The 20477-nt window shown below is 66.2% G+C and carries 17 protein-coding genes and 1 tRNA gene; 11 read left to right on the top strand and 7 right to left on the bottom strand.

Annotated features, from left to right (window positions below):
* Positions 1–7: 7 nt before the first annotated feature.
* From AC6BOR_RS01000 to AC6BOR_RS00975, 6 genes are all read left to right on the top strand, one after another.
* Complete coding sequence (locus tag AC6BOR_RS01000) at positions 8–2821, top strand: 2-oxoglutarate dehydrogenase E1 component (RefSeq protein ID WP_498059382.1); 2814 nt, start codon at positions 8–10, stop codon at positions 2819–2821.
* A gap of 12 nt (positions 2822–2833) precedes the next feature.
* Positions 2834–4060 carry a 2-oxoglutarate dehydrogenase complex dihydrolipoyllysine-residue succinyltransferase gene (odhB, locus tag AC6BOR_RS00995; protein WP_498059381.1) on the top strand — a complete coding sequence of 409 codons (1227 nt, stop codon included), beginning with the start codon at positions 2834–2836 and terminating at the stop codon, positions 4058–4060.
* Positions 4061–4071: 11 nt separating this feature from the next.
* Entirely contained in the window at positions 4072–5469 is a 1398-nt protein-coding gene (gene lpdA / locus AC6BOR_RS00990) for a dihydrolipoyl dehydrogenase (protein ID WP_498059380.1), read from the top strand.
* Positions 5469–6122 carry a phytanoyl-CoA dioxygenase family protein gene (locus tag AC6BOR_RS00985; protein ID WP_498059379.1) on the top strand — a complete coding sequence of 218 codons (654 nt, stop codon included), beginning with the start codon at positions 5469–5471 and terminating at the stop codon, positions 6120–6122. Before lpdA ends, AC6BOR_RS00985 begins: the two co-directional genes overlap by 1 nt.
* A 615-nt stretch (positions 6123–6737) precedes the next feature.
* Entirely contained in the window at positions 6738–7334 is a 597-nt protein-coding gene (locus AC6BOR_RS00980; protein ID WP_498059378.1) for a PepSY domain-containing protein, read from the top strand.
* Positions 7334–7978 (top strand): trimeric intracellular cation channel family protein, encoded by a 645-nt coding sequence (locus tag AC6BOR_RS00975; protein ID WP_498059377.1) that lies wholly within the window; start codon positions 7334–7336, stop codon positions 7976–7978. The genes AC6BOR_RS00980 and AC6BOR_RS00975 overlap by 1 nt, the downstream gene beginning before the upstream one ends.
* A 220-nt stretch (positions 7979–8198) precedes the next feature.
* Here AC6BOR_RS00975 and sppA read toward each other — a convergent pair whose 3' ends face one another.
* The 3 genes from sppA to AC6BOR_RS00960 form a co-directional block, all read right to left on the bottom strand.
* Entirely contained in the window at positions 8199–10085 is a 1887-nt protein-coding gene (gene sppA, locus AC6BOR_RS00970) for a signal peptide peptidase SppA (RefSeq protein WP_498059376.1), read from the bottom strand.
* 84 nt (positions 10086–10169) lie between these two features.
* Complete coding sequence (locus AC6BOR_RS00965) at positions 10170–10694, bottom strand: DUF3011 domain-containing protein (RefSeq protein ID WP_498059375.1); 525 nt, start codon at positions 10692–10694, stop codon at positions 10170–10172.
* Between the two features lie 88 nt (positions 10695–10782).
* Entirely contained in the window at positions 10783–11613 is an 831-nt protein-coding gene (locus tag AC6BOR_RS00960; RefSeq protein WP_498059374.1) for a DUF815 domain-containing protein, read from the bottom strand.
* A gap of 119 nt (positions 11614–11732) precedes the next feature.
* Between AC6BOR_RS00960 and yajC the strand changes: the two genes are divergently transcribed.
* The 3 genes from yajC to secF are packed head-to-tail and all read left to right on the top strand — an operon-like array spanning position 11733 to position 14643.
* The gene (gene yajC, locus AC6BOR_RS00955; protein ID WP_498059373.1) at positions 11733–12077 is read left to right on the top strand and encodes a preprotein translocase subunit YajC; all 345 of its coding nucleotides are present in this window, start codon (positions 11733–11735) and stop codon (positions 12075–12077) included.
* Between the two features lie 4 nt (positions 12078–12081).
* Positions 12082–13677 carry a protein translocase subunit SecD gene (gene secD / locus AC6BOR_RS00950; RefSeq protein ID WP_498059372.1) on the top strand — a complete coding sequence of 532 codons (1596 nt, stop codon included), beginning with the start codon at positions 12082–12084 and terminating at the stop codon, positions 13675–13677.
* Between the two features lie 18 nt (positions 13678–13695).
* Complete coding sequence (gene secF / locus AC6BOR_RS00945; protein ID WP_498059371.1) at positions 13696–14643, top strand: protein translocase subunit SecF; 948 nt, start codon at positions 13696–13698, stop codon at positions 14641–14643.
* 261 nt (positions 14644–14904) lie between these two features.
* On the opposite strand, the gene AC6BOR_RS00940 is transcribed toward secF, so the two are convergent.
* The 4 genes from AC6BOR_RS00940 to AC6BOR_RS00925 form a co-directional block, all read right to left on the bottom strand.
* Positions 14905–15852: an NAD(P)H-dependent flavin oxidoreductase gene (locus tag AC6BOR_RS00940; RefSeq protein ID WP_498059370.1), complete on the bottom strand. Its 948-nt coding sequence runs from the start codon at positions 15850–15852 to the stop codon at positions 14905–14907.
* 30 nt (positions 15853–15882) lie between these two features.
* Positions 15883–16818: an isoaspartyl peptidase/L-asparaginase family protein gene (locus AC6BOR_RS00935; protein ID WP_498059369.1), complete on the bottom strand. Its 936-nt coding sequence runs from the start codon at positions 16816–16818 to the stop codon at positions 15883–15885.
* 20 nt (positions 16819–16838) lie between these two features.
* Positions 16839–16915, bottom strand: a tRNA-Met gene (locus AC6BOR_RS00930).
* Between the two features lie 68 nt (positions 16916–16983).
* A complete protein-coding gene (locus tag AC6BOR_RS00925; protein WP_498059368.1) occupies positions 16984–17871 on the bottom strand; it encodes a DUF481 domain-containing protein in 888 nt (295 codons plus the stop codon).
* Positions 17872–17968: 97 nt separating this feature from the next.
* Here AC6BOR_RS00925 and AC6BOR_RS00920 point away from each other — a divergent pair, with 97 nt between their 5' ends.
* Both AC6BOR_RS00920 and AC6BOR_RS00915 read left to right on the top strand, forming a co-directional pair.
* On the top strand, positions 17969–18895 hold the full coding sequence (locus AC6BOR_RS00920; RefSeq protein WP_498059367.1) for an isopenicillin N synthase family dioxygenase: 927 nt from the start codon (positions 17969–17971) through the stop codon (positions 18893–18895).
* A 24-nt stretch (positions 18896–18919) separates the two neighbouring features.
* A complete protein-coding gene (locus tag AC6BOR_RS00915) occupies positions 18920–20413 on the top strand; it encodes an alkaline phosphatase (protein ID WP_498059366.1) in 1494 nt (497 codons plus the stop codon).
* Positions 20414–20477: the final 64 nt, after the last annotated feature.

The following is a 20477-nucleotide window of genomic DNA, read 5'->3' as shown; positions in this document are numbered from 1 at the left end:
TGCCACGATGGACAATGAAGCCCTGCTGCCCGGCGCCGATGACCGGCCGCGGCCGAGTTGGGCCAGGCCAAACTGGCCGATCCTGCCGGGCGATGATCTGACACGTGGCCTGGATGCGGCCGGCATGTTCGCCGAAAGCAGCGCCAAGACCGCCGGCAAGGCCGCGGCCCAGGCTGCCGCCGCTGGTGCCAGCCCGGAACAGATCGCGCGGGCCGCCCAGGATGCGATCAGCGCGCTGATGCTGATCCGCACCTATCGCGTGCGTGGCCACCTTGCCGCAAATCTCGATCCGCTCGGCCTTGCCGTCCGCGATCTGCCGGCCGATCTCACGCCGGGCTATCATGGCTTTGGCCCGAATGATCTTGATCGCCCCGTCCACATCGGTGGCGCGCTCGGCCTGCAAACGGCCACCATCCGCGAGCTCGTCGGCATCCTGCAGCGCAACTACTGCGGCAATGTCGGCCTCGAATATATGCACATCAACGATGTGGAGGAACGCCGCTTCCTGCAGGAGAAGTTCGAGGGGCGCGACAAGGAAATCCACTTCACCGCCAACGGCAAGCGCGCCATCCTGAACAAGCTGGTCGAAGCCGAGCAGTATGAAAAGTTCCTGGGCCGCAAATATGTCGGCACCAAGCGCTTTGGCCTTGATGGCGCCGAAGCGATGATCCCGGCGATGGAATCGATCATCAAGGTCGGCGGCCAGCTGGGCGTTACCGAAATCGTCTTCGGTATGCCACACCGCGGCCGGCTCAACATGCTGGCCAACGTGATGCAGAAGCCGTTCCGCACCATTTTCCACGAATTTGCCGGCGGCTCCTCCAATCCCGATGATGTCGGCGGTTCGGGCGATGTGAAATATCACCTCGGCACCAGCACCGATCGCGAATTTGATGGCAATCGCGTACACCTGTCGCTGGTGCCCAATCCGTCCCACCTGGAAGCGGTGGACCCGGTGGTGCTGGGCAAGGTGCGCGCCATCCAGACCATCATGGGCGATGAAGCCCGCCGCCAGGTGATGCCGGTGCTGCTGCACGGTGATGCCGCCTTTGCCGGGCAGGGCATCGTGGCCGAATGCTTCGGCTTCTCTGGCCTCAATGGCTACAACACCGGTGGCACCATCCATTTCGTGGTGAACAACCAGGTCGGCTTCACCACCAGCCCACAGTTCGCCCGCTCTTCGCCCTATCCGTCGGACGTAGCCAAGATTGTGCAGGCGCCGATTTTCCACGTGAACGGCGATGATCCCGAAGCCGTGACCTATGCCACCAAGGTCGCCACCGAATTCCGCCAGCGCTTTGGCCGCGATGTGGTGATCGACATGTGGTGCTATCGGCGCTTTGGCCACAACGAAAGCGATGAGCCCAGCTTCACCCAGCCGCTGATGTATGCCGTGATCGGCAAGAAGCGCCCGGTCAGCGAGATTTATGCCGAGCGCCTGGCGCGCGAAGGTGTGGTGCCGGCCGATGGCTACAAGGCGATGATCGATGCCTATGTCGCCATGCTGGAGACGGAATTCGATGCCGCTGCCGGCTTCAAGGCCAATGCTGCCGATTGGTTTGGTGGCCGCTGGGCGGGCTTGGGCCGGCCGAAGGAAGCGATCGACAGCCGCCGCGCCGCAATGACCGGCGTGTCGATGACCGAACTGCACCAACTGGGCAAGCAGCTCACCACCGTGCCCGATGGCTTCAACATCCACCGCACGCTCGCCCGCGTGCTCGATGCCAAGGCCGAGATGTTTGCCACTGGCGCCAATGTCGATTGGGCCACGGGCGAGGCGCTGGCCTTTGGCTCGCTGCTCAAGGATGGCTATGGCGTCAGGCTTTCGGGCCAGGATTGCGGCCGCGGCACGTTCAGCCAGCGCCACGCGGTGTGGACCGACCAAAAGGACGGCAGCCGCTATGTGCCGCTGAAGGCGATGGACAGCCGGTTCGAGGTGCTGGACAGCCCGCTGTCGGAATTCGGCGTGCTTGGCTTTGAATATGGCTATGCGCTGGCCGATCCGAAAAGCCTGATCCTGTGGGAAGCCCAGTTCGGCGATTTCGTCAACGGCGCCCAGACCATCATCGATCAGTTCATCGTATCGGGCGAAATCAAGTGGTTGCGCGCCAACGGTCTCGTCATGCTGCTGCCGCACGGATACGAAGGGCAGGGCCCGGAACACAGCTCGGCACGCGTCGAACGCTTCCTGAGCCTGTGCGCGGAAGACAATATCCAGGTCGCGAACTGCACCACGCCGGCCAATTTCTTCCACCTGTTGCGCCGCCAGATGCTGCGCGATTTCCGCAAGCCCCTGGTGGTGTTCACGCCCAAGTCGCTGCTGCGTCACAAGCGGGCGGTGTCGAACCTGGCGGAAATGGGCCCCGCCACCACCTTCCACCGCTGCCTCGACGATCTGAAGCCTTGCGATCCCAAGGCGATCAAGCGGCTCGTGCTGTGCACCGGCAAGGTTTATTATGACCTGCTCGACGCTGCCGAGAAGGACAGCCGCGACGATGTCTATTTGCTCCGTGTCGAGCAGCTTTATCCTTTCCCGGGCGATGTCGTGGCCGAATATGCCGCCAAGTTCCCCAATCTGGAAACCGTGGTCTGGGCCCAGGAAGAGCCGCAGAACGGCGGCGCCTGGAGCTTCATTGCCCCACGCATCGAACAGGCGTTGGGCCGCCGCCCGGTCTATGCCGGCCGCGCCGCCGCGGCCGCCACCGCCACAGGCCTGCTGAAGCGCCACAACGCCGAACAGGCCAAGCTGGTGGCCGAGGCGCTGGGCGCCACCTCGACCCAAGTCAAGGCCGCGATCCGCGGCGGTCTCAAGAAGAAGTAAGAAGGCAAGAACATGGCCACTGATGTCATCGTGCCCACCCTGGGCGAATCCATCACCGAAGCCAGCGTGGGCCAGTGGCTGAAACAGCCGGGCGAGGCGGTCGCCGCCGATGAGCCGATCGTGGCGCTGGAAACCGACAAGGTGGCGGTAGAAGTGCCATCGCCAGTGGCCGGCGTGATGGGCGAACAGATGTTCCAGCCCGGCGACACGGTGACGGTGGGCGCGCTGATCGCCCGTATCCTCGAAGGCGGCGCCGCCGCTGCCCCGGCACCGGCGCCTGCTGCGGCCCCGGTTGCAGCCCCCGTTGCCGCGCCGGCGCCGGTGGTGGAGGCCCCGGCCTATGACGCCATCAGCCCGGCCGTCCGCGGCCTGATCGACACCTATAATCTCGATCCGGCCAGCATCAGCGGCACCGGCAAGGATGGCCGCCTGACCAAGGGGGATGTGCTGGCCGCCATTGAAGCCGGCACCGCCCGGGTGAAATCGGCCGCAGCCGCCCCGGTTGCGGCTGCGCCGGTTGCTATCACGGCCCCGGCCACGCGGCGCGAGGAGCGGGTGAAGATGACCCGGCTGCGCCAGACGATCGCGCGCCGCCTGAAGGAAGCCCAGAACACCGCCGCCATGCTGACCACGTTCAACGATGTGGACATGTCGGCCGTGATCGAGGCGCGGGCGAAATACAAGGATCATTTCGAGAAGAAACACGGCGTTCGCCTTGGTTTCATGTCGTTTTTTGCCAAGGCCGTGGTGCTGGCGCTGAAGGATGTGCCGGCCGTTGGCGCCGCGATCGAAGGCGACGAGATCGTGTTCAAGGATTATGCCGACCTCGGCGTCGCCGTCTCCTCGCCGGGCGGCCTGGTTGTGCCGATCCTGAAGGACGCTCAGGCCAAGAGCTTTGCCGAGATTGAAAAGCAGATCGCCGATTTCGGTGAGCGCGCCCGCAAGGGCACGCTGAAGATCGAGGAAATGCAGGGCGGCAATTTCACCATTTCCAACGGCGGCGTGTTCGGCTCGCTGCTCTCCACCCCAATCCTCAACCCGCCGCAATCGGGCGTCCTCGGCCTGCACCGGGTGGAGGACCGGCCGGTGGTGCGCAATGGCCAGATCGTCGTCCGCCCGATGATGTACATGGCGCTGTCCTACGATCACCGGCTGATCGACGGCAAGGAGGCGGTGACCTTCCTGGTTCGCGTCAAGGAAGCCATTGAAGATCCAGCCCGTTTGCTGATCGACCTTTAAGGAGCCAGACCATGGCCAGTCCCGAATTTGATGTCGTCGTCATCGGCGGCGGCCCCGGCGGCTATGTCGCCGCCATCCGCGCGGCGCAGCATGGGCTGAAGGTGGCCTGCATCGAAAAGCGCGGCACACTGGGCGGCACCTGCCTGAATGTCGGCTGCATCCCGTCGAAGGCGCTGCTGAATGGCAGCCATCTTTATGAGGAACTGGCCGGCGGGCATCTCGCCAAGTTTGGCGTGAAGGCCGACAACATCAGCTTCGACCTGTCTGCCCTGCTGGGTGAAAAGGACAAGGCGGTCAAGGAGTTGACCGGCGGCATCGAGATGCTGTTCAAGAAGAACAAGGTGGAATGGATCAAGGGCGAAGCCAGCTTTGTCGATGCCAAGTCGGTGAAGGTGGGTGAGCGGACGTTCACCGCCAGGAACTTCATCATCGCCACCGGCTCCGAAGTGGCGCTTCTGCCCGGCATGGTGCCGGATGGCGAGGTGATCGTCACCTCCACCGAAGCGCTGAGCCTGCCCAAGGTGCCGGGCCACCTGGTGGTGATCGGCGGCGGCTATATCGGCCTTGAGATGGGCAGCGTGTGGCGGCGGCTGGGCGCGAAGGTGACCGTGGTGGAATATGCCCCGCGCATCGTGCCGGCGATGGATATCGAAGTGGCCGACGCCTTTGCCCGTATCCTGAAAAAGCAGGGCCTTGTGCTGAAAACCTCAACCAAGGTGGTAAGCGTGGCGCGCAATGGCAATGCGGCCACGGTCACCGTTGAGCCGGCCGCTGGCGGGGCTGCTGAAACCATCGAGGCCGATGTCGTCCTGCTCTCCATCGGCCGCCGGCCCAACACCGATGGGCTGAACCTTGCGGCCACCGGCCTTGCGCTCGATGCCAAGGGGCGCATCCCCATCGATCATCATTTCGCCACCGCCGTGCCCGGCATCTGGGCGATTGGCGACGTGGTGGAAGGCCCGATGCTGGCCCACAAGGCCGAAGACGAAGGCCTGGCCTGCGCCGACAATATCGCGGGCCTTGCCGGCTATGTGAACCACGCCGTGATCCCGGCCGTGGTCTATACGCACCCGGAAGTCGGCACCGTCGGCAAGACCGAGGAAGAACTGAAGGCGCAAGGCATTGCCTACAAGGCCGGCAAGTTCCTGTTTGCCGCCAACAGCCGCGCCAAGACCAACCGCGACACCGATGGCTTCGTGAAGATCCTCGCCGATGCGAAGACCGACCGGGTGCTGGGCGTCCACATCATCGGCGCCATGGCCGGCACGATGATCGCCCAGGCCGCGCAGGCGATGGAGTTTGGCGCATCGAGCGAGGATATCGCGCTGACCTGCCACGCCCATCCGACCCATTCGGAAGCGCTGAAGGAAGCTGCCATGGCGGTGACGGGCAAGCCCATCCACATGTGATGACAAGCGATCGCGAACGCCTTGATCGCGACGGATGTCTGATGGTCCGGGCGGTTGTCGCTCGCCCGCTTCTGGCGGAACTCACCGAAAGCCAGGGGATGGTCAGGGCCGGTGCCAGGTTGTCCACTGCCGATCCGGCGCTGGCACCTGTCTTGCGTTCCCTTTCCGCAACAATTGACCCGCTGCTGCCAGGTGCGCGCGCCATTCGTGCCCTCTGGTTCGACAAGACAGAAGCTGCCAACTGGCTTGTGCCATGGCATCAGGATCGCACGATCGCTGTGCGGGAGCGTTTTGCAGTTGCCGGCTATGGCCCCTGGTCGATCAAGCAGGGCGTGTGCCATGTCGAACCCCCGTTCGCACTGCTGGCCGCCATGCTGACCGTGCGTCTGCACATCGATGATTGCCCCGCAAGCAATGCACCGCTCGAAGTCGCCATTGGTTCGCACCGGCAGCGTGCTGCGGCCGCAGATGTTGCCGGCTTGGCCGAGCAATTCCCCCGCCGGCACTGCCTTGCAGAGGCGGGCGACCTCTGGATCTACCGAACACCCATCTTCCACCGATCGGACCGCGCCAGTACGCCGGGCCGGCGCAGGGTTCTGCAACTGGACTATAGCGCCGACAGTCTGCCGCAGGGATTGCAGTGGGCCGACTGATTGGCTCTGCCGCGCTGACGGCACGGCGCTGGATGGTGAATTTTCAAGGAACAGCCAAATGTCTCATATCCTGGCAGGTGTAGGACAGCGGCTGAACCAAGCATCTGAATACAAAACAGAAATTTGATTTCAGCCGGCCTAGCCAAGCTTGATTGCGGTCGAATCGGCGGGAAGGGCGTAGCAAATGTGGCCAAAAGGGTGGCCGCATTTGGGGGTGCGGTGACCGCAGCCGGTGCGGCGGTGCCTGCACGGGGCGGCGCTGGTGTCCGCAGGTCTGGCGCGGGTGACGGCTGGCGCACCGCGGGAAAATGCGGCTAGACTCGATTGCAGCTGGATCGAGCCGCCCATGCCGAGCTTGTCGAGGCACGCCACAAGCGCAGTGCGTGCCTCGACAAGCTCGGCATGAGCGGGTTTGGGATTCCAGAAAAAACGCAATCGGGTCTAGGGAGCAAAGCCAAGCCCCGGATCATGTTCGGGGCGACGGGTTGTGTGCGTTGCGGCAGGTCAGCAGGGGGCAGGGGTGACGACCGACGCTCTCCCGGCTACACCGGCGCCATGCTCTCGCCGCGCGCCACCCGCATAGTCCGTTGGCTCCACCTTTGGGGTGGGGTGATTGTGGGCATCCAGATCATCCTGTGGGTGGCGTCGGGGCTGGTGATGGTGGCCCGGCCGATGGACACGGTGCGCGGCACCGATCTGCGCAAGACTGCTCCCACCTCGCTGGCGATGCCGGCGCGGCTGCCGGCGCTGGCGGATGTGGAACGGCTGGAACTGGGCCAGCTGCTCGGCCGGCCGGTGTGGAAGCTGACCGACGGGCAGGGCAAGCGCCTGATCGATGCCGCGACCGGCCTGCCCATTGCCATCACGGCGCGCGAAGCGGAAGCGGTGGCGCGGGCGGGCACGATGATGACTGGCCCGGCGGTGGTCACACCGGTGACGCCCGCACAGCCGGCCAACGACTGGCGCGAGACCAGGGGCTGGCGGGTGGCGTTCGGCGATGACACCCGCGTCTATGTCACGAGCCAGGGCGAGATTGGCGCCGTCCGCACGCCGTGGTGGCGCTTCTATGATCTGTTCTGGGGCCTGCATATCATGGACTGGACCGAGCGCGAGAACACCCACCACCCGCTGATCATCATCGCCACCCTGTTGTCGCTGGGCGTTGTCCTCACCGGGGCGCTGCTCACCGTCCGGCATTTCTGGCGGCGGTGATGGCAGCGCCGATTGGTCCCTTGGCACTTCCCGTGCCGATCGAACCGGTGCTGGCCGCGCTCGACATGGCGGGGGTCGCGGTGTTTGCCGTGTCAGGCGCGCTGGCCGCCGCGCGCATAAAGCAGACCATCGTGACCTTCGCCTTCTTCGCCGCCGTCACCGGCATTGGCGGCGGCACGCTCAGGGATCTGCTGATCGGTGCACCGGTGTTCTGGGTTGGCCGGTCGGATTATCTCGGCGTTTGCCTGGTGGCGGCCGCCGCCGTGTGGATGCTGCGGGCGGACCGTTGGCAGTTGAACGCGCTGCTGTGGTTCGATGCGGTGGGGCTGGGTGCCTATTCGGTGCTGGGCGCGGCCAAGTCCCTCAGCCTGGGCGTGCCGCCGCTGCCGGCGGTGGTGATGGGCGTGCTGTCGGCCACGTTCGGCGGGATTGTGCGCGATCTTCTGGCGGGCGAGCCGTCGATCCTGCTGCGCAAGGAGATTTATGTCTCGGCCTCGGCATTGGGGGCGGGGGTTTATGTTGGGCTGACGCTGGTGGGCCTGTCGGCCTGGCCGGCGGGGCTGGCCGGGGCGGCGGCGGGTTTTGGCTTGAGGGCGCTGGCCATTCGCACCGGGTTGAAGCTGCCGGGGTATCGGGAGGATTGAGGGGCGGTATGATCCTCCCCTTCCGGGGGAGGTGCCCGCAGGGCGGAGGGGGCGCGGCAAGGGTGGCTTGTTTTCGACATGCCGGCCCAGCACAGCCCCCTCCGCCTCCCGTTGGTCGGCACCTCCCCCAAAGGGGGAGGATCTCTTGTCAGGGCGTCGAGGCCCCTCCGTCGCCTGCGGCGCCACCTCCCCAAACGAGTTTGGGGAGGATGATGTTGCCTTATTGCGCGCGGATCAGGCGGGCCAGCCAGTGTTCGGCTTTCGCTTGCGCGGCGGGGCGGGGGGAGCCGGCGACGGCGCATTCCACGCAGGCGGCCTGCATGGTGGCGCTGCGGCCGCTGGCCATGGTGCCGAGATCGGCCACTGCGGCCGCCATGCGCAGGCGGGAGGCCTGCATCAACCGGGCCCAGGGGTCACGGGCCTGAGCCTGTTCGTCGGCCTCGGCCTTGCCAAAGCTTTCCAGTGCCTTCTGCCATTCCGGCACCGGCTTTTCGATGTCGATCACCCGGGGTTCGCCCTTGATGCCGGCCTTGGCGGCGGCGGCCTTCACGGCGGCATCCAGCGTGCCAAACTTGTCGACCAGCTTCAGCTTCTGCGCTTCGGCGCCGGCCCACACGCGGCCCTGCGCGATGCGGTCAACCTCCGCCACCGGCAGTTTGCGGGCGGTGGAGACGACGCCCAGGAAGCGGCGGTAGATATCCTCCACCCCCATCTGCAGCACCTGGCGCACTTCGGGCGACAGGCCGGCAACCACATCGGGCTCGCCGCTGTAGGGCGTGGTCTTCACGCCATCGGCGTTGATACCGATCTCGTTGAGGGCGCGCGGGAAGCTCGGCAGGATGGCAAACACCCCGATCGAACCGGTGATGGTGGAGGGCTGGGCATAAATTTCGTCCGCCGCTGTGCCGACCCAGTAACCACCGCTGGCCGCCACCGGGCCAAAGCTGGCGACCACCGGCAGGCCATCGGCCTTGGCCGCCACCAGCGCGGCGCGGATTTCTTCCGATGCCGTCACCGATCCGCCGCCGGAATCCACCCGCACCACCAGCGCCTTGATATCGGGTTCCTTCTCCAGCGCTTCTTCCAGCGCGGCGCGGATGGTGGCGCTGCCGGCGGTGCCACGCGGGGCCTCGCCATCCACGATATTGCCGGTGACATAGACAACGCCCACGGCGTCGCCGCTGCTCTTCTGCTGGCCGCCGATGGCGTTCAGATAATCGTCAAGGCTGACGCCCGCATAGTGGCCCCAATCGGCCAGCTCATCCTCGCCCACCAGTTTGACCATGGCGGCATCGAGATCATCGCGGCTGCCCAGCTGGTCGACCAGCCCGGCATCCTGCGCGGCGCGGGCGCCATCGCCGCCAAAGCGGCCAAGCCGCTGCGGCAGCTGGGCGATATAGGCCGGGATATCGGCCTTGGGCCGCAGGCGCTTCGCTTCGGCCAGCCAGCTTTGCCACAGGCTGTTGACCAGGGCCTGATCGGCGGCCTTCGCTTCGGGCGAGGCGCTGGCGCGGGTGTAGGGCTCGACAAAGCTCTTGTAGGTGCCAACCCGGAACACGTTCACATCGATTTTGAGCTTGTCCAGTGCGCGGGCGAAATAGAGGTTGGAACCGCCCGGCCCGGTGAGGATGACACCGCCCAGCGGATTGGCCCAGATGCGCGTGGCCGGCGCGGCGAGCAGCCAGCTGTCGTCGGTGTAGGCGGTGGCCCAGGCGTGGATCGGCTTGCCGGCCTTTTTGAATCGTTCCAGCGCGGCGACCACGGTTTCGATATTGGCCTGGCCGGCGCCCATGAAGCCATCCAGTTCCAACACCAGCGCCTTGATGCGCTTGTCGGCCGCGGCGGCATCGATGGCGCGCACCAGATCGCGGGTCTGCACTTCGGCCGGCACATTGCCGCTGGCGGCGTTGAACGGGGTGGTTTCGCTGGCCTGATCGACAATGGCGCCATCGAGCGCGATCACCAGGGCGCCGCCATCGGGCACCCGCGCGACCTTGCCCGACGACAGCGCCGCCGACAGCGCGATGAAGAAGATCGCCAGCAACAGCAGGACCAGCAGATCCTTGATGCCGACCAGAACGCGCCACAACGTGCCAAGCAATTTCAACGGACTTCGCCTCAGTAAGGAAGATCGCCCGGCAATATAGGGCGGAGCCCGGCAAGGGCAACCGCCCGGCAGTGTCGCAGCACATCAATACAGCGAAAAACGTGCCCGGCAGCCATCGCGGACCCGGATCAGGCCGCGATCATAGGTCCAGGTGCGGCCTTCAATGCAAGTGCCGCCCAGCACGCGGGCCAGCCGCACGCCGCGCGCGCCCGGCACCGGGCAGCTTGCCGGGCGCCAGTTCCAGCTTTCGCAGGCGATGTCGCGACCGCCCCACTGGTTGCCACCCCACTGGCCGCCGCCGTTCCATTGGTTGCTGGCGGCGATGACCTCGAAATCGGCCCGGCAGCCGCCGCGCACCTGGATGGCACCGCGATCCCAGCGCCAGGTGGCGCCATCGCGGCAATCGCCGGCGATAACGCGGGCCAGTCGCACGCTGGCAATTGGCACTGGGGCGGCGCAGGTGGCTTCGCGATAATTCCAGCTTTCGCAGCGCAGGCGGATCAGCTGGTTGCCGCCCCAGCCGCCGCCCCATCCGGCACGATCATCGCCGCGATACTGGGCTGCTGCGGGGGCGGCGAGCAGGGGCAGCAGGGCGGCAAGGGCAAGCATCGGACGCATCGCGGGCCTTTCTCTGGTTGACGGGGCCAGAGTGGCCGCAGCGGCGTGAGCCGGCCCTGAATGGCCGGTTGTCGGCCGTTCAGCTTGGCAATGGCACGCCCTGTGCGCCGGCCTGTTCGACGGTGAACTGCCAGGCCACCCGGCCCGACCGGGCGCCGCGCGCCACGGCCCAGGCCAGCGCAGCGGCGGGATCGAAGGTGAGGCCATGGGCCTGGGCATAGGCGGCGCACATGGCGAGATAATCGGCCTGATCACACGGGTGGAAACCGAGGCGCAGGCCAAAGCGGTCGGCCAGCGCCAGATGATCGTCGGCGGCATCGCGCGGGTTGATGGCATCATTGTCGGCCATGCTGCGCGGCACCAGCTGGCGGCGGTTGCTGGTGACGATCAGGCGGACATGATCGGGCCGGGCCTGCACCCCGCCATCCAGCAGGGAGCGCAGGGCATGGACTTCGGCGGCATCGGCGCCCAGCGAGACATCATCGAGGAACAGGAGGAAGGGTCGCCTGGTGTCGGCCAGCACGGCAAACAGGCTGGGCAGGCTGGCCAGCGCCGGCAGCATCAGCTGCACCAGCGCGATATCATGGCCGCTAGACAGCAGATCAGCGACCACGCTGCGCGCCAGGCTGGATTTGCCCATGCCGCGCGCCCCCCACAGCAGCACATCATGGGCAGGCAGGCCGGCCGCGTGGCGACGGCTGTTTTCGAGGCAAGCCGCGGCCTGGGCATCCACGCCCTGATAGAGCGCCAGTGGCGTGGTGCGGGCCGGGGGCAGGGCGGTGAGGCCATGGCCGTTCCAGCCGAACCAATGGCCATGGGCCGGATCAGCGGCGGGTGGTGCAGGCGGGTAACGCCGTTCCAGCGCGGTGGCGATCCGTTCCAGCAAGGCATGGCTCTTGTCGAATGTCATCGTGCACCTGATATGGGCTTGGGATCGCCGCCGGGTCTGGCGCGGTTGCACGTGTCTGTGCAAGCCGCTAGAGCCTGTGGCGAACTTTAGATTTCCAGCCTATTGAAAGCGAGACAGCGATGTTTGCAAGCCCGGCCTATGCCCAGGCAGCAGGGGGCGCGGCGGCGGCCGGCGGCACGGCCGCTCTGATCGGTTTCCTGCCCTATCTGGCCATTTTCGCCATCTTCTATTTCCTGATCATCCGCCCGCAGCAGAACCGCGTGAAGCAGCATCGCGCCATGGTGGATGCGGTGAAGAAGGGCGATGATGTGGTGACCGGCGGCGGCATCATCGGCAAGGCCGTGCGCGTTACCGAGAATGAGGTTGAGGTGGAAGCCGGGCCGAACGTGCGCTTTGTCGTGCTGAAATCCACCCTGGCCGATGTGAAGCCGCGCGGGGTTCCGGCGGCGGCGAACGAGAAATAAGCCCGTGCTCGACTTTCCGAAGTGGAAAATCTGGTCGATCTGGCTGACGATCGGCCTGTGCGCGCTGCTGGCGCTGCCCAACGCGCTGCCGCCTTCGATGCTGGCCAGCATCCCCGATGGCCTGCCGAAGAGCCAATTGTCCCTGGGCCTCGATCTGCGCGGCGGCTCCCACCTCATGCTGGAAGCGCTGCCGACCGATGTTGAAAAGGCCAAGCTGGAGAGCCTGGAAGAAACCGTGCGCGGCGAACTGCGCGCGGCCGAAGGCGGGCCGATTGCCTTCACCGATCTGTCGTTGGCCCAGAACCGGCTGAGCTTCACGGTGAATGATCCGGCCCGTGTCGATCAGGCGGTGCAGATCCTGACCAAGGTGACCTCGCCGCTGGGCCTGTCGACATCACGGGAAGTGGATGTGGCGCGCGGCGATGCGCCGGGGCAGATCATCCTGACGCCCACCCAGGCCGGCATCAACGCCGCGGTGGACAGCGCGATGGCCCAGGCGGTGGAAGTGATCCGCAAGCGCATCGACGAGCTGGGCACGCGTGAACCCACGATCGTGCGCCAGGGCGCCACCCGCATCGTCGTGCAGGTGCCCGGCCTGCAGGACCCCGAAGCGCTGAAGGCGCTGCTCGGCAAGACCGCCAAGCTGGAATTCAAGCTGGCCGACATCACCGCCGACCCCACCGAAGTGGCCGCCGGCCGCGCCCCGCCCGGCAGCCAGATCCTGCCGGTTCAGCAGGGCGGGCAGATGGTGGTGAAGCGCCGCGCGATCATCACCGGCGACCAGTTGGTCGACTCCCAGGTCTCCACCGATCAGAATGGCGCGCCGGCCGTGTCGTTCCGCTTTGACAGCACCGGCGGCCGCCGCTTTGCCCAGGCCACCACCGAGAATGTCGGCCGGCCCTTTGCCATCATCCTCGATGGCGTGGTGATCTCCGCGCCCAACATCAACGAGCCGATCCTGGGCGGCAGCGGCATCATCATGGGCAATTACACCGTGCAGACCGCCAATGAACTGGCGATCCTGCTGCGCTCCGGCAAGCTGCCGGTGGAGCTGAAGGTGGTGGAGGAACGCACCGTCGGCCCCGATCTGGGCGCCGATTCGATCCGCGCCGGGGCCATCGCCTCGGGCGTGGCGGTGTTCGCGGTCTCGCTGCTGATGGTGTTGTGCTATGGCCGGTTCGGCATCTATGCCGTGGCGGCGCTGGCCATCAACGTCATTATGATCCTGGGCATCATGTCGGCCGGCGGCTTTACCCTGACGCTGCCAGGCATTGCCGGCATGGTGCTGACCATCGGTGCCGCGGTGGATGCCAACGTGCTGATCAACGAACGCATCCGCGAAGAACAGCGCAAGGGCAGGGGCGTCGTCACCAGCATCGAAACGGGCTTCAAGGAAGCCACGCGCACGATCTGGGACGCGAACAGCCTCAACATCATCGTTGCCATCATCATGTTCGCCTTCGGCTCCGGCCCGATCAAGGGCTTTGCCGTGGTGCTCTCCATCGGCATCGCCACTTCGGTGTTCACCGCCGTCACCGTGGTGCGCCTGATGGTGTCGCGCTGGGTTGCCAAGGCCCGGCCGCAGGCCCTGAGCATCTGATCGGGAAAGGATAAGGCCATGCCGTTGAAGCTTGTTCCCGACAACACCAACATCGGGTTCGTCAAACTCCGCTTCGTCGCCTTCGCGCTGACGCTGCTGCTCACCATTGGCGCGGCCGGCCTGCTGGCGGTGCGCGGCCTCAACCTGGGCGTCGATTTTGTCGGCGGCCTCACCATGCAGGTGGAATTTGCCCAGGCCCCAGCGCTGGACGGCCTGCGCGAACGGGTGGACCGTATCGGCGTGGGCGACAGCGCCCTGCAGGAATTCGGCAACGACCGCACCATCCTCATCCGCCTGCCGCTGCCGGAAGGCGATCAGGCCGCCGTGCAGCGCGTGGTCGCCAAGGTGCGCGGCGCGCTGGAGAAGGATTATCAGGGCGTCAAGTTCGCCCGCGTCGAAAGCGTGTCAGGCAAGGTGTCGGGCGAGTTGATCAAGGATGGGCTGTGGGCCGTGGGCCTCTCCATGCTGTTCGTCGCGCTGTTCACATGGTTCCGCTTCGAATGGTATTTCGGCGTCTCCACCGTGGTGGCGCTGGTGCACGACGTGGTGGTGACTTTGGGCTTCTTCAGCCTCACCCAGCTGGAGTTCGATCTCAACATCGTCGCTGCCGTGCTGACCATCATCGGTTACAGCCTGAACGACAAGGTGGTGATCGACGACCGCGTGCGCGAAAATCTGCGCAAATATCGCCAGATGGACATCAAGCAGATCATCGATCTTTCGGTGAACGAGACCCTGCCGCGCACGGTGATGACCTCGGTCACGCTGCTCGCCGCGCTGATCGCGCTGCTGGTGCTGGGCCCGGAAGTGATCTTCGGCTTCACCGCGGCGATGGTGCTGGGCATCGTGGTTGGCACCTATTCGTCGATCTTCGTGTCCTCTTCGCTGCTGATCAGCCTGGGCGTGAAGCCGCGCGCCGCAGCGCCGGAAGACAAGCGGGCGGCCGGGGCCGAACGGATCGGCTGAGGGGCTGAACGCCAACCAGACGGTACGCAAAATGGTCCTCCCCCTCTGGGGGAGGTGCCGACCGCAGGGAGGCGGAGGGGGCCTGCAAGCGCGATCCTTGCCGCACCCTCAGCCCTGCGGGCACCTCCCCCAGAGGGGGAGGATGTTCAGGTCAAACCGGCGCGCCGCAGGGCCCGAAGGCCATGCACCACTGGCTCATCAGGCCCATGACGATGGCGCCGGCCAGCCAGATCAGGCGGGTGCGGGCGTTGAGTTCGACGGTCATGCCGCCGCGCCCATCAACCGGGCCTTGGCGGCGTTGTATTCGCGCACCAGGCGGGCGACCATGTCGGCGGCCGGCACCACCTGCTTCACCGCGCCAATGCCCTGGCCGCAGCCCCAGATGTCCTTCCAGGCCTTGGCTTCGGTGTTGCCGCCGCTGCCAAAGTTCATCGCCGACGGGTCGCTGGTCGGCAGATTGTCAGGGTCCATGCCGGCCTTGACGATCGACGGGCGCAGATAATTGCCGTGCACGCCGGTGAACAGGTTGGAATAGACGATGTCCGACGAGGCGCTTTCGGTGATCATCTGCTTGTAGCCTTCGGCGGCGCGGGCTTCTTCGGTCGCGATGAAGGCGCTGCCGATATAGCCGAAATCGGCGCCCATCGCCTGGGCGGCGAGCACGGCATCGCCGGTGGCGATCGAGCCCGAAAGCGCCAGCGGGCCATCGAACCATTCGCGGATTTCCTGGATCAGCGCGAACGGGCTGGTGGTCCCGGCATGGCCGCCGGCCCCGGCCGCCACGGCGATCAGGCCATCGGCGCCCTTTTCCACCGCCTTGCGGGCAAACTTGTCGTTAATGATATCGTGCATCACGATCCCGCCATAGCTGTGGATCGCTTCGTTCACATCCTCGCGCGCGCCCAGCGAGGTGATGATCATCGGCACCTTGTATTTCACGCAGAGTTCCAGATCGGCCATCAGCCGATCATTGGAGCGGTGGACGATGAGGTTGACGGCATAAGGCGCATCATTGGGCCCCAGCTCGCGGTTCAAGCGCTGCAGCCATTCCTCGAACTGTTCGATGGGGCGGGCGTTGAGGCTGGGGAAGCTGCCGATCACGCCGGCCTTGCACTGGGCAATCACCAGTTCCGGGACGGAGATGATGAACAGCGGCGAACCGATGACCGGAATGGACAGGCGGCCGGCCCAGGCAGCAGGAATCGACATGGCTAATCTCCCCAGTGTGTGGAGAGAGGCTTAGCCGTCGCGGCCCCAGATTGCCACCTCATCCTCGTCGCAGGCTGTGGCGCGGGCGCGGAACATGCCGGGCGTGGAAAAGGCCCAGCCCGGCCGGCCATCGCTGCCGATGTAGATGATGCCGCCGGTGCCGCCCAGCGCCTGCACATCGGCCAGCGCGTGCGCCGCCGCTTGCGCTGCCGAAAGCCCGGCCAGCCGCACCAGCGCGCCCATTTCATGCCCCACGCCGGCGCGGATGAAGGCTTCGCCCGAACCGGTGCAGGATGCAGCCAGGCTGCGATCATCGGCGATGGTGCCGGCGCCGATGAGCGGGCTGTCGCCAATCCGGCCCCAGCGCTTGCCGGTGAGGCCGCCGGTGGAAGTGGCCGCCGCCAGATGGCCATGGGCATCGCGCGCCACCGCGCCGACCGTGCCATATTTCAGATCGGCATCGAACACATCCTCGCCCCGCGCCGCCGCCGCCTTCATGGCCTGCAGCGCCTGCCAGCGGCTTTCGACCCGGAACCAGCCGGGCTCCACCTGCTCCATCCCCTGTTCCAGCGCGAACACATCGGCGCCATCGCGGGCCAGCAGCACGTGCGGCGAATTTTGCATCACCGCGCGGGCCAGTTGCACCGGATTCTTCGTGCGCGTCACCCCGGCCACGGCACCGGCCTTGCGGTGCGCCCCGTCCATCACGGCCGCATCCAGTTCGGTGCGGCCCTCGGCGGTGAACACCGCCCCGCGCCCGGCGTTGAACAGCGGATGATCCTCCAGCGCGCTCACCGCGGCGACGACGGCATCCACCGCGGTGCCGCCCGCCGCCAGCACTGCCTTGCCGGCGGCAAGCGCCGCAGCCAGCCCGGCGCGACAGTCCGCCTCCGGCCCCGGCAGGGTATCGGGCGTCAACTGCCCGCAGCCACCGTGGACAACAAGCGACCAGGCGGGTGGGTTCATGGGCGTTTCCGATTGCGGGATGGTAGCAGCGGGCAGATTTGAACTGCCGACCTCCGGGTTATGAATCCGGCGCTCTCACCAACTGAGCTACGCTGCCACACGGTCGCGGGAGGCGCTGCTATAGTGGCGCCTCCAAACCGGGTCAACAGGCTTTGGCGGCGGCTTTCAGAAGTTGTACACCAAGGTCGCGCGCGTCACCGTATCGGTGTTTTCGCGGCCCGGCGGCGGATTGCCTTCGTTGTTGATCTGCAGGCTGAGCCGCGCCGAAAGCCGGCCGTTGAGCCGGGCCGAAAGCTGGGTGAGCGACAGCAGCGAGCTGTTCACATTGTCGGCATAATAGGTGGCGGTTTCGGTGAGCGTCAGGTTGGGCGTGATCAGCCATTTGCCGTTCACGGCGGCGCGCGCCGCCAGCACGCTTTCGCTGTTGCCGGTGGTGAAGCGCGTCTGCCGCAAGGCCGGGCCGCCATCGACGGCAATGGTCAGGCGTGCGCCATCGACCAGCCGGTAACCAAGGCCGAGCGCCTGGGTGAAGCGGCTGGAAAAGCCGGTGAAGCGGTCACGCTCATAGTTCAGCGCCAGCACGGCAAAGCCGCGCGGGCTGAACTTCCAGTTGCCTTCATAACCGGCGAAATAGCGTTCGCGCGAGGTGACGCCCTGATCCTGCTGATAATCCACCTGGCCGCGCAGCCCGTGCTTCCAGCGCCGGGTTTCCTTGGTGAGGTTGATGCCGACAGCCAGTCCGCGGTTTTCGGTGTTGCCGCTCGAGATGAAGCCACCCAATTCGCCGTTGCCGGTCCAGCCCTCGAACAACCCCTGGGCTGCCAGCCGCTCCTCCCGCGCCCGGGCGGCGGCGGCATTGATGGCGGCGACCTTGGCATCGATTTCGGCAATGCTGGCCGGGTTGGTTTTCCGGGCGATGTCGGCCACCACCTTCAATTGATCGGGATTGGCGGCGGCGGCATCGATCATCGCGGCGACCGGCGGCGGAATCGGTTCGGCCAGGGCCGGGGCGGCGAACAGCGACAGGGGCAGGGCAAGACGAAGGGCGCGCATGATGGCCTTGTGGCCAGCCGGGCACGGCGCGGTCAACAGCCTGCATCCGTATTCTTGGGGACTGGCACGCCGGCAAATTCCGGGGCAAAGGGAAGCCATGACGCTTTCTGCCGATATCAAGCCGATCCCGCTTTCGCTGGTTGACACCGATCTGGCCGCCGCGGCTGCCGGGTTTGGCGATGCCTTTGCCCGCACCGGCTTTGCCGTGGTTTCCGATCATGGCATCGATCAGGGCCTGATCGATCGCGCCAATGCCGCCACCAAGGCCTTTTTTGCTCTGCCGGAGGATGTGAAGCGTGCCTATGTCGTGCCCGGCGGCGGCGGCCAGCGCGGCCTGACCCCGTTCGGGATCGAGGCGGCCAAGGGCCATGCGAAGGCCGACCTGAAGGAATTCTGGCATGTCGGCCGCGAGCTGCCGGCCGGCCACCCCTATGCCGATGTGATGCCGCCCAATCTGTGGCCAACCGAGGTGCCGGAATTCCACCCCGCCGTGTGGGCGCTGTTCGATGCGCTGGACAAGGCCGGGGCCAAGATGCTGCGCGCCATTGCCGTGCACCTGGGCCTGGCGCCGGATTTCTTCGTGGACCCGGTGCGCGACGGAAATTCGATCCTGCGCCTGCTGCATTATCCGCCGGTGCCGCCGGAAACAGCCGGGGCGATCCGGGCCGGCGCGCATGAGGATATCAATGTCATCACCCTGTTGCTGGGCGCCGAGGAGGCCGGCCTGCAATTGCTGGGCAAGGATGGCGAATGGCGCTTCATCGATGCGCCGCCGGGCAGCCTGGTGTGCAACGTGGGCGACATGCTGCAACGGCTGACGGGGCACCGGTTGCCATCGACCACCCACCGTGTCGTCAACCCGGCGCCGGAACGCATGGGCGTGGCGCGTTATTCAACACCGTTCTTCCTGCATTTCCGCCCGGATTATCTGATCGAGGCATTGCCCGGCGGACCGCGTGCAGAGCCGGCCATCACCGCGCATGATTATCTGATGGAACGGCTGCGCGACATCAAATTGCTGTAACACGCCTGGGGCAGAGGGGTTTTCATGATCATGCGTGCTTTGCTGCTGGCTGCCGTGCTGGCCACTCCCGTGTTTGCCGCGCCGGTGCTCGACACGCCGGTGAAGGATCAGTGGTGGGCCGATGGCCGCGCCGCGCTGGAGGCCCGGCTGAAAGTGGTGAACCGGCCGAAGCGGGCGAAGAATGTCATCCTGATGGTGGGCGATGGCATGGGCATTTCCACCATCACCGCGGCCCGCATCTTTGATGGCCAGCGCCCGATCGATGGCCGCGCGCCGTCCAGCGGCGAGGAAAACAGCCTGGCGTGGGACCGGATGACCAACACCGCGCTGGTGAAGACCTACAACAGCAACGCCCAGGTGCCCGACAGCGCCGGGACGGCCAGCAGCTTCAACACCGGCGTCAAAACCCGCATCGGCGTGATCAATTTCGGCGCCGATCAGGGGCCCGAAGCCTGTAAGACGCCCGAGAAACTGCCGCGCACGCTGGCCGAAATGTCGCGGGCCAACGGCATGGGGCTGGGCATTGTCACCACCACCCGCATCACCCATGCCACGCCGGCCGCCGTTTATGGCCATGTGCCGTCCCGCGATTGGGAAGGGGCGGACCGTGCCTATCCGGCGGCGGCGCGCACATCGGGCTGCCCCGATCTGGCGGCGCAGCTGGTGGCCTTCAAGGGCGGTTTCGATGTGGCGCTTGGCGGCGGCCTCGCCCGCTTCCTCCCCATGGGCAAGGGCGGCATCCGCGACGATGGCCGCAACCTGATCGAGGAATGGAGCAAGGCGTCGAGTGGCCGCTTTGTGGGCGATGCCAAGGGCCTGCGCGCCCTGGCCAGCCGCGACATGGCCCCGGTGCTGGGCCTGTTCAACGCCGATCACATCAGCTTTGAACATGACCGCAAGGACGAGGCGGAGCCTGGCCTGCCCGAGATGGCGCGCTTTGCGCTGGCCAAGCTGGAAGCCGGCGCCAAGGCGCGCGGCGGCAAAGGCTATTATCTGATGATCGAGGGCGGCCGCATCGATCATGCCCACCATGGCAGCAATCCCTATCGCGCGCTGAAGGAAGCGCAGATGTTCAGCGCGACGGTGGCGGAAGTGCTGAAGACGGTGAACCTTGATGAAACGCTGGTGCTGGTCACGGCCGATCACAGCCATGTGCTGACCATTGCTGGCTATCCCGAGCGCGGCAACGACATATTGGGTTATATCAAGCCGCCGAAATCCGGCGGGGAGGGCGATGGCGGCCTGAGCCCGGAGGGCTATGCGCTTGATGACCGCGGCCAGCCGATGACGACGCTCAGCTATGCCAACGGCCCGTTTGTCAGCCGCGGCCTGTCACGCACGCTGCCGCCCAATGATCCCAATTATCTCGCCATCAAGACCTATGGCACCGGCAGCGAAAGCCATGGCGGGGAGGATGTGGCGCTGTTTGGCGAAGGCCCACGCGCTGACCTGGTACGCGGCGTGATGGAGCAAAATCTGATCTTCCACATCATGGTGGAAGCGTTGGGTTGGCGATAAGGGGGCTGGCGGTACCCGCCGGCCGGTTTCAGTGGCCGAGCAGCCAGCCGGCCACCCCACCGGC

It is taken from the genome of Sandarakinorhabdus sp. FBCC-B8862, assembly GCF_059745315.1.
The sequence above is the reverse complement of the archived record's forward strand: the minus strand, read 5'-3'. Positions and strand labels throughout refer to the sequence as shown.

Coding starts and splice junctions, on each gene's coding strand:
- odhB (WP_498059381.1), top strand. CDS start 2,834: ATGGCCACTGATGTCATCGTGCCCACCCTGGGCGAATCCATCACCGAA.
- AC6BOR_RS00935 (WP_498059369.1), bottom strand. CDS start 16,818: ATGAACCCACCCGCCTGGTCGCTTGTTGTCCACGGTGGCTGCGGGCAG.
- AC6BOR_RS00975 (WP_498059377.1), top strand. CDS start 7,334: ATGGCAGCGCCGATTGGTCCCTTGGCACTTCCCGTGCCGATCGAACCG.
- yajC (WP_498059373.1), top strand. CDS start 11,733: ATGTTTGCAAGCCCGGCCTATGCCCAGGCAGCAGGGGGCGCGGCGGCG.
- AC6BOR_RS00985 (WP_498059379.1), top strand. CDS start 5,469: ATGACAAGCGATCGCGAACGCCTTGATCGCGACGGATGTCTGATGGTC.
- AC6BOR_RS00920 (WP_498059367.1), top strand. CDS start 17,969: ATGACGCTTTCTGCCGATATCAAGCCGATCCCGCTTTCGCTGGTTGAC.
- AC6BOR_RS00965 (WP_498059375.1), bottom strand. CDS start 10,694: ATGCTTGCCCTTGCCGCCCTGCTGCCCCTGCTCGCCGCCCCCGCAGCA.
- AC6BOR_RS01000 (WP_498059382.1), top strand. CDS start 8: ATGGACAATGAAGCCCTGCTGCCCGGCGCCGATGACCGGCCGCGGCCG.
- secF (WP_498059371.1), top strand. CDS start 13,696: ATGCCGTTGAAGCTTGTTCCCGACAACACCAACATCGGGTTCGTCAAA.
- AC6BOR_RS00960 (WP_498059374.1), bottom strand. CDS start 11,613: ATGACATTCGACAAGAGCCATGCCTTGCTGGAACGGATCGCCACCGCG.
- AC6BOR_RS00915 (WP_498059366.1), top strand. CDS start 18,920: ATGATCATGCGTGCTTTGCTGCTGGCTGCCGTGCTGGCCACTCCCGTG.
- AC6BOR_RS00925 (WP_498059368.1), bottom strand. CDS start 17,871: ATGCGCGCCCTTCGTCTTGCCCTGCCCCTGTCGCTGTTCGCCGCCCCG.
- lpdA (WP_498059380.1), top strand. CDS start 4,072: ATGGCCAGTCCCGAATTTGATGTCGTCGTCATCGGCGGCGGCCCCGGC.
- AC6BOR_RS00940 (WP_498059370.1), bottom strand. CDS start 15,852: ATGTCGATTCCTGCTGCCTGGGCCGGCCGCCTGTCCATTCCGGTCATC.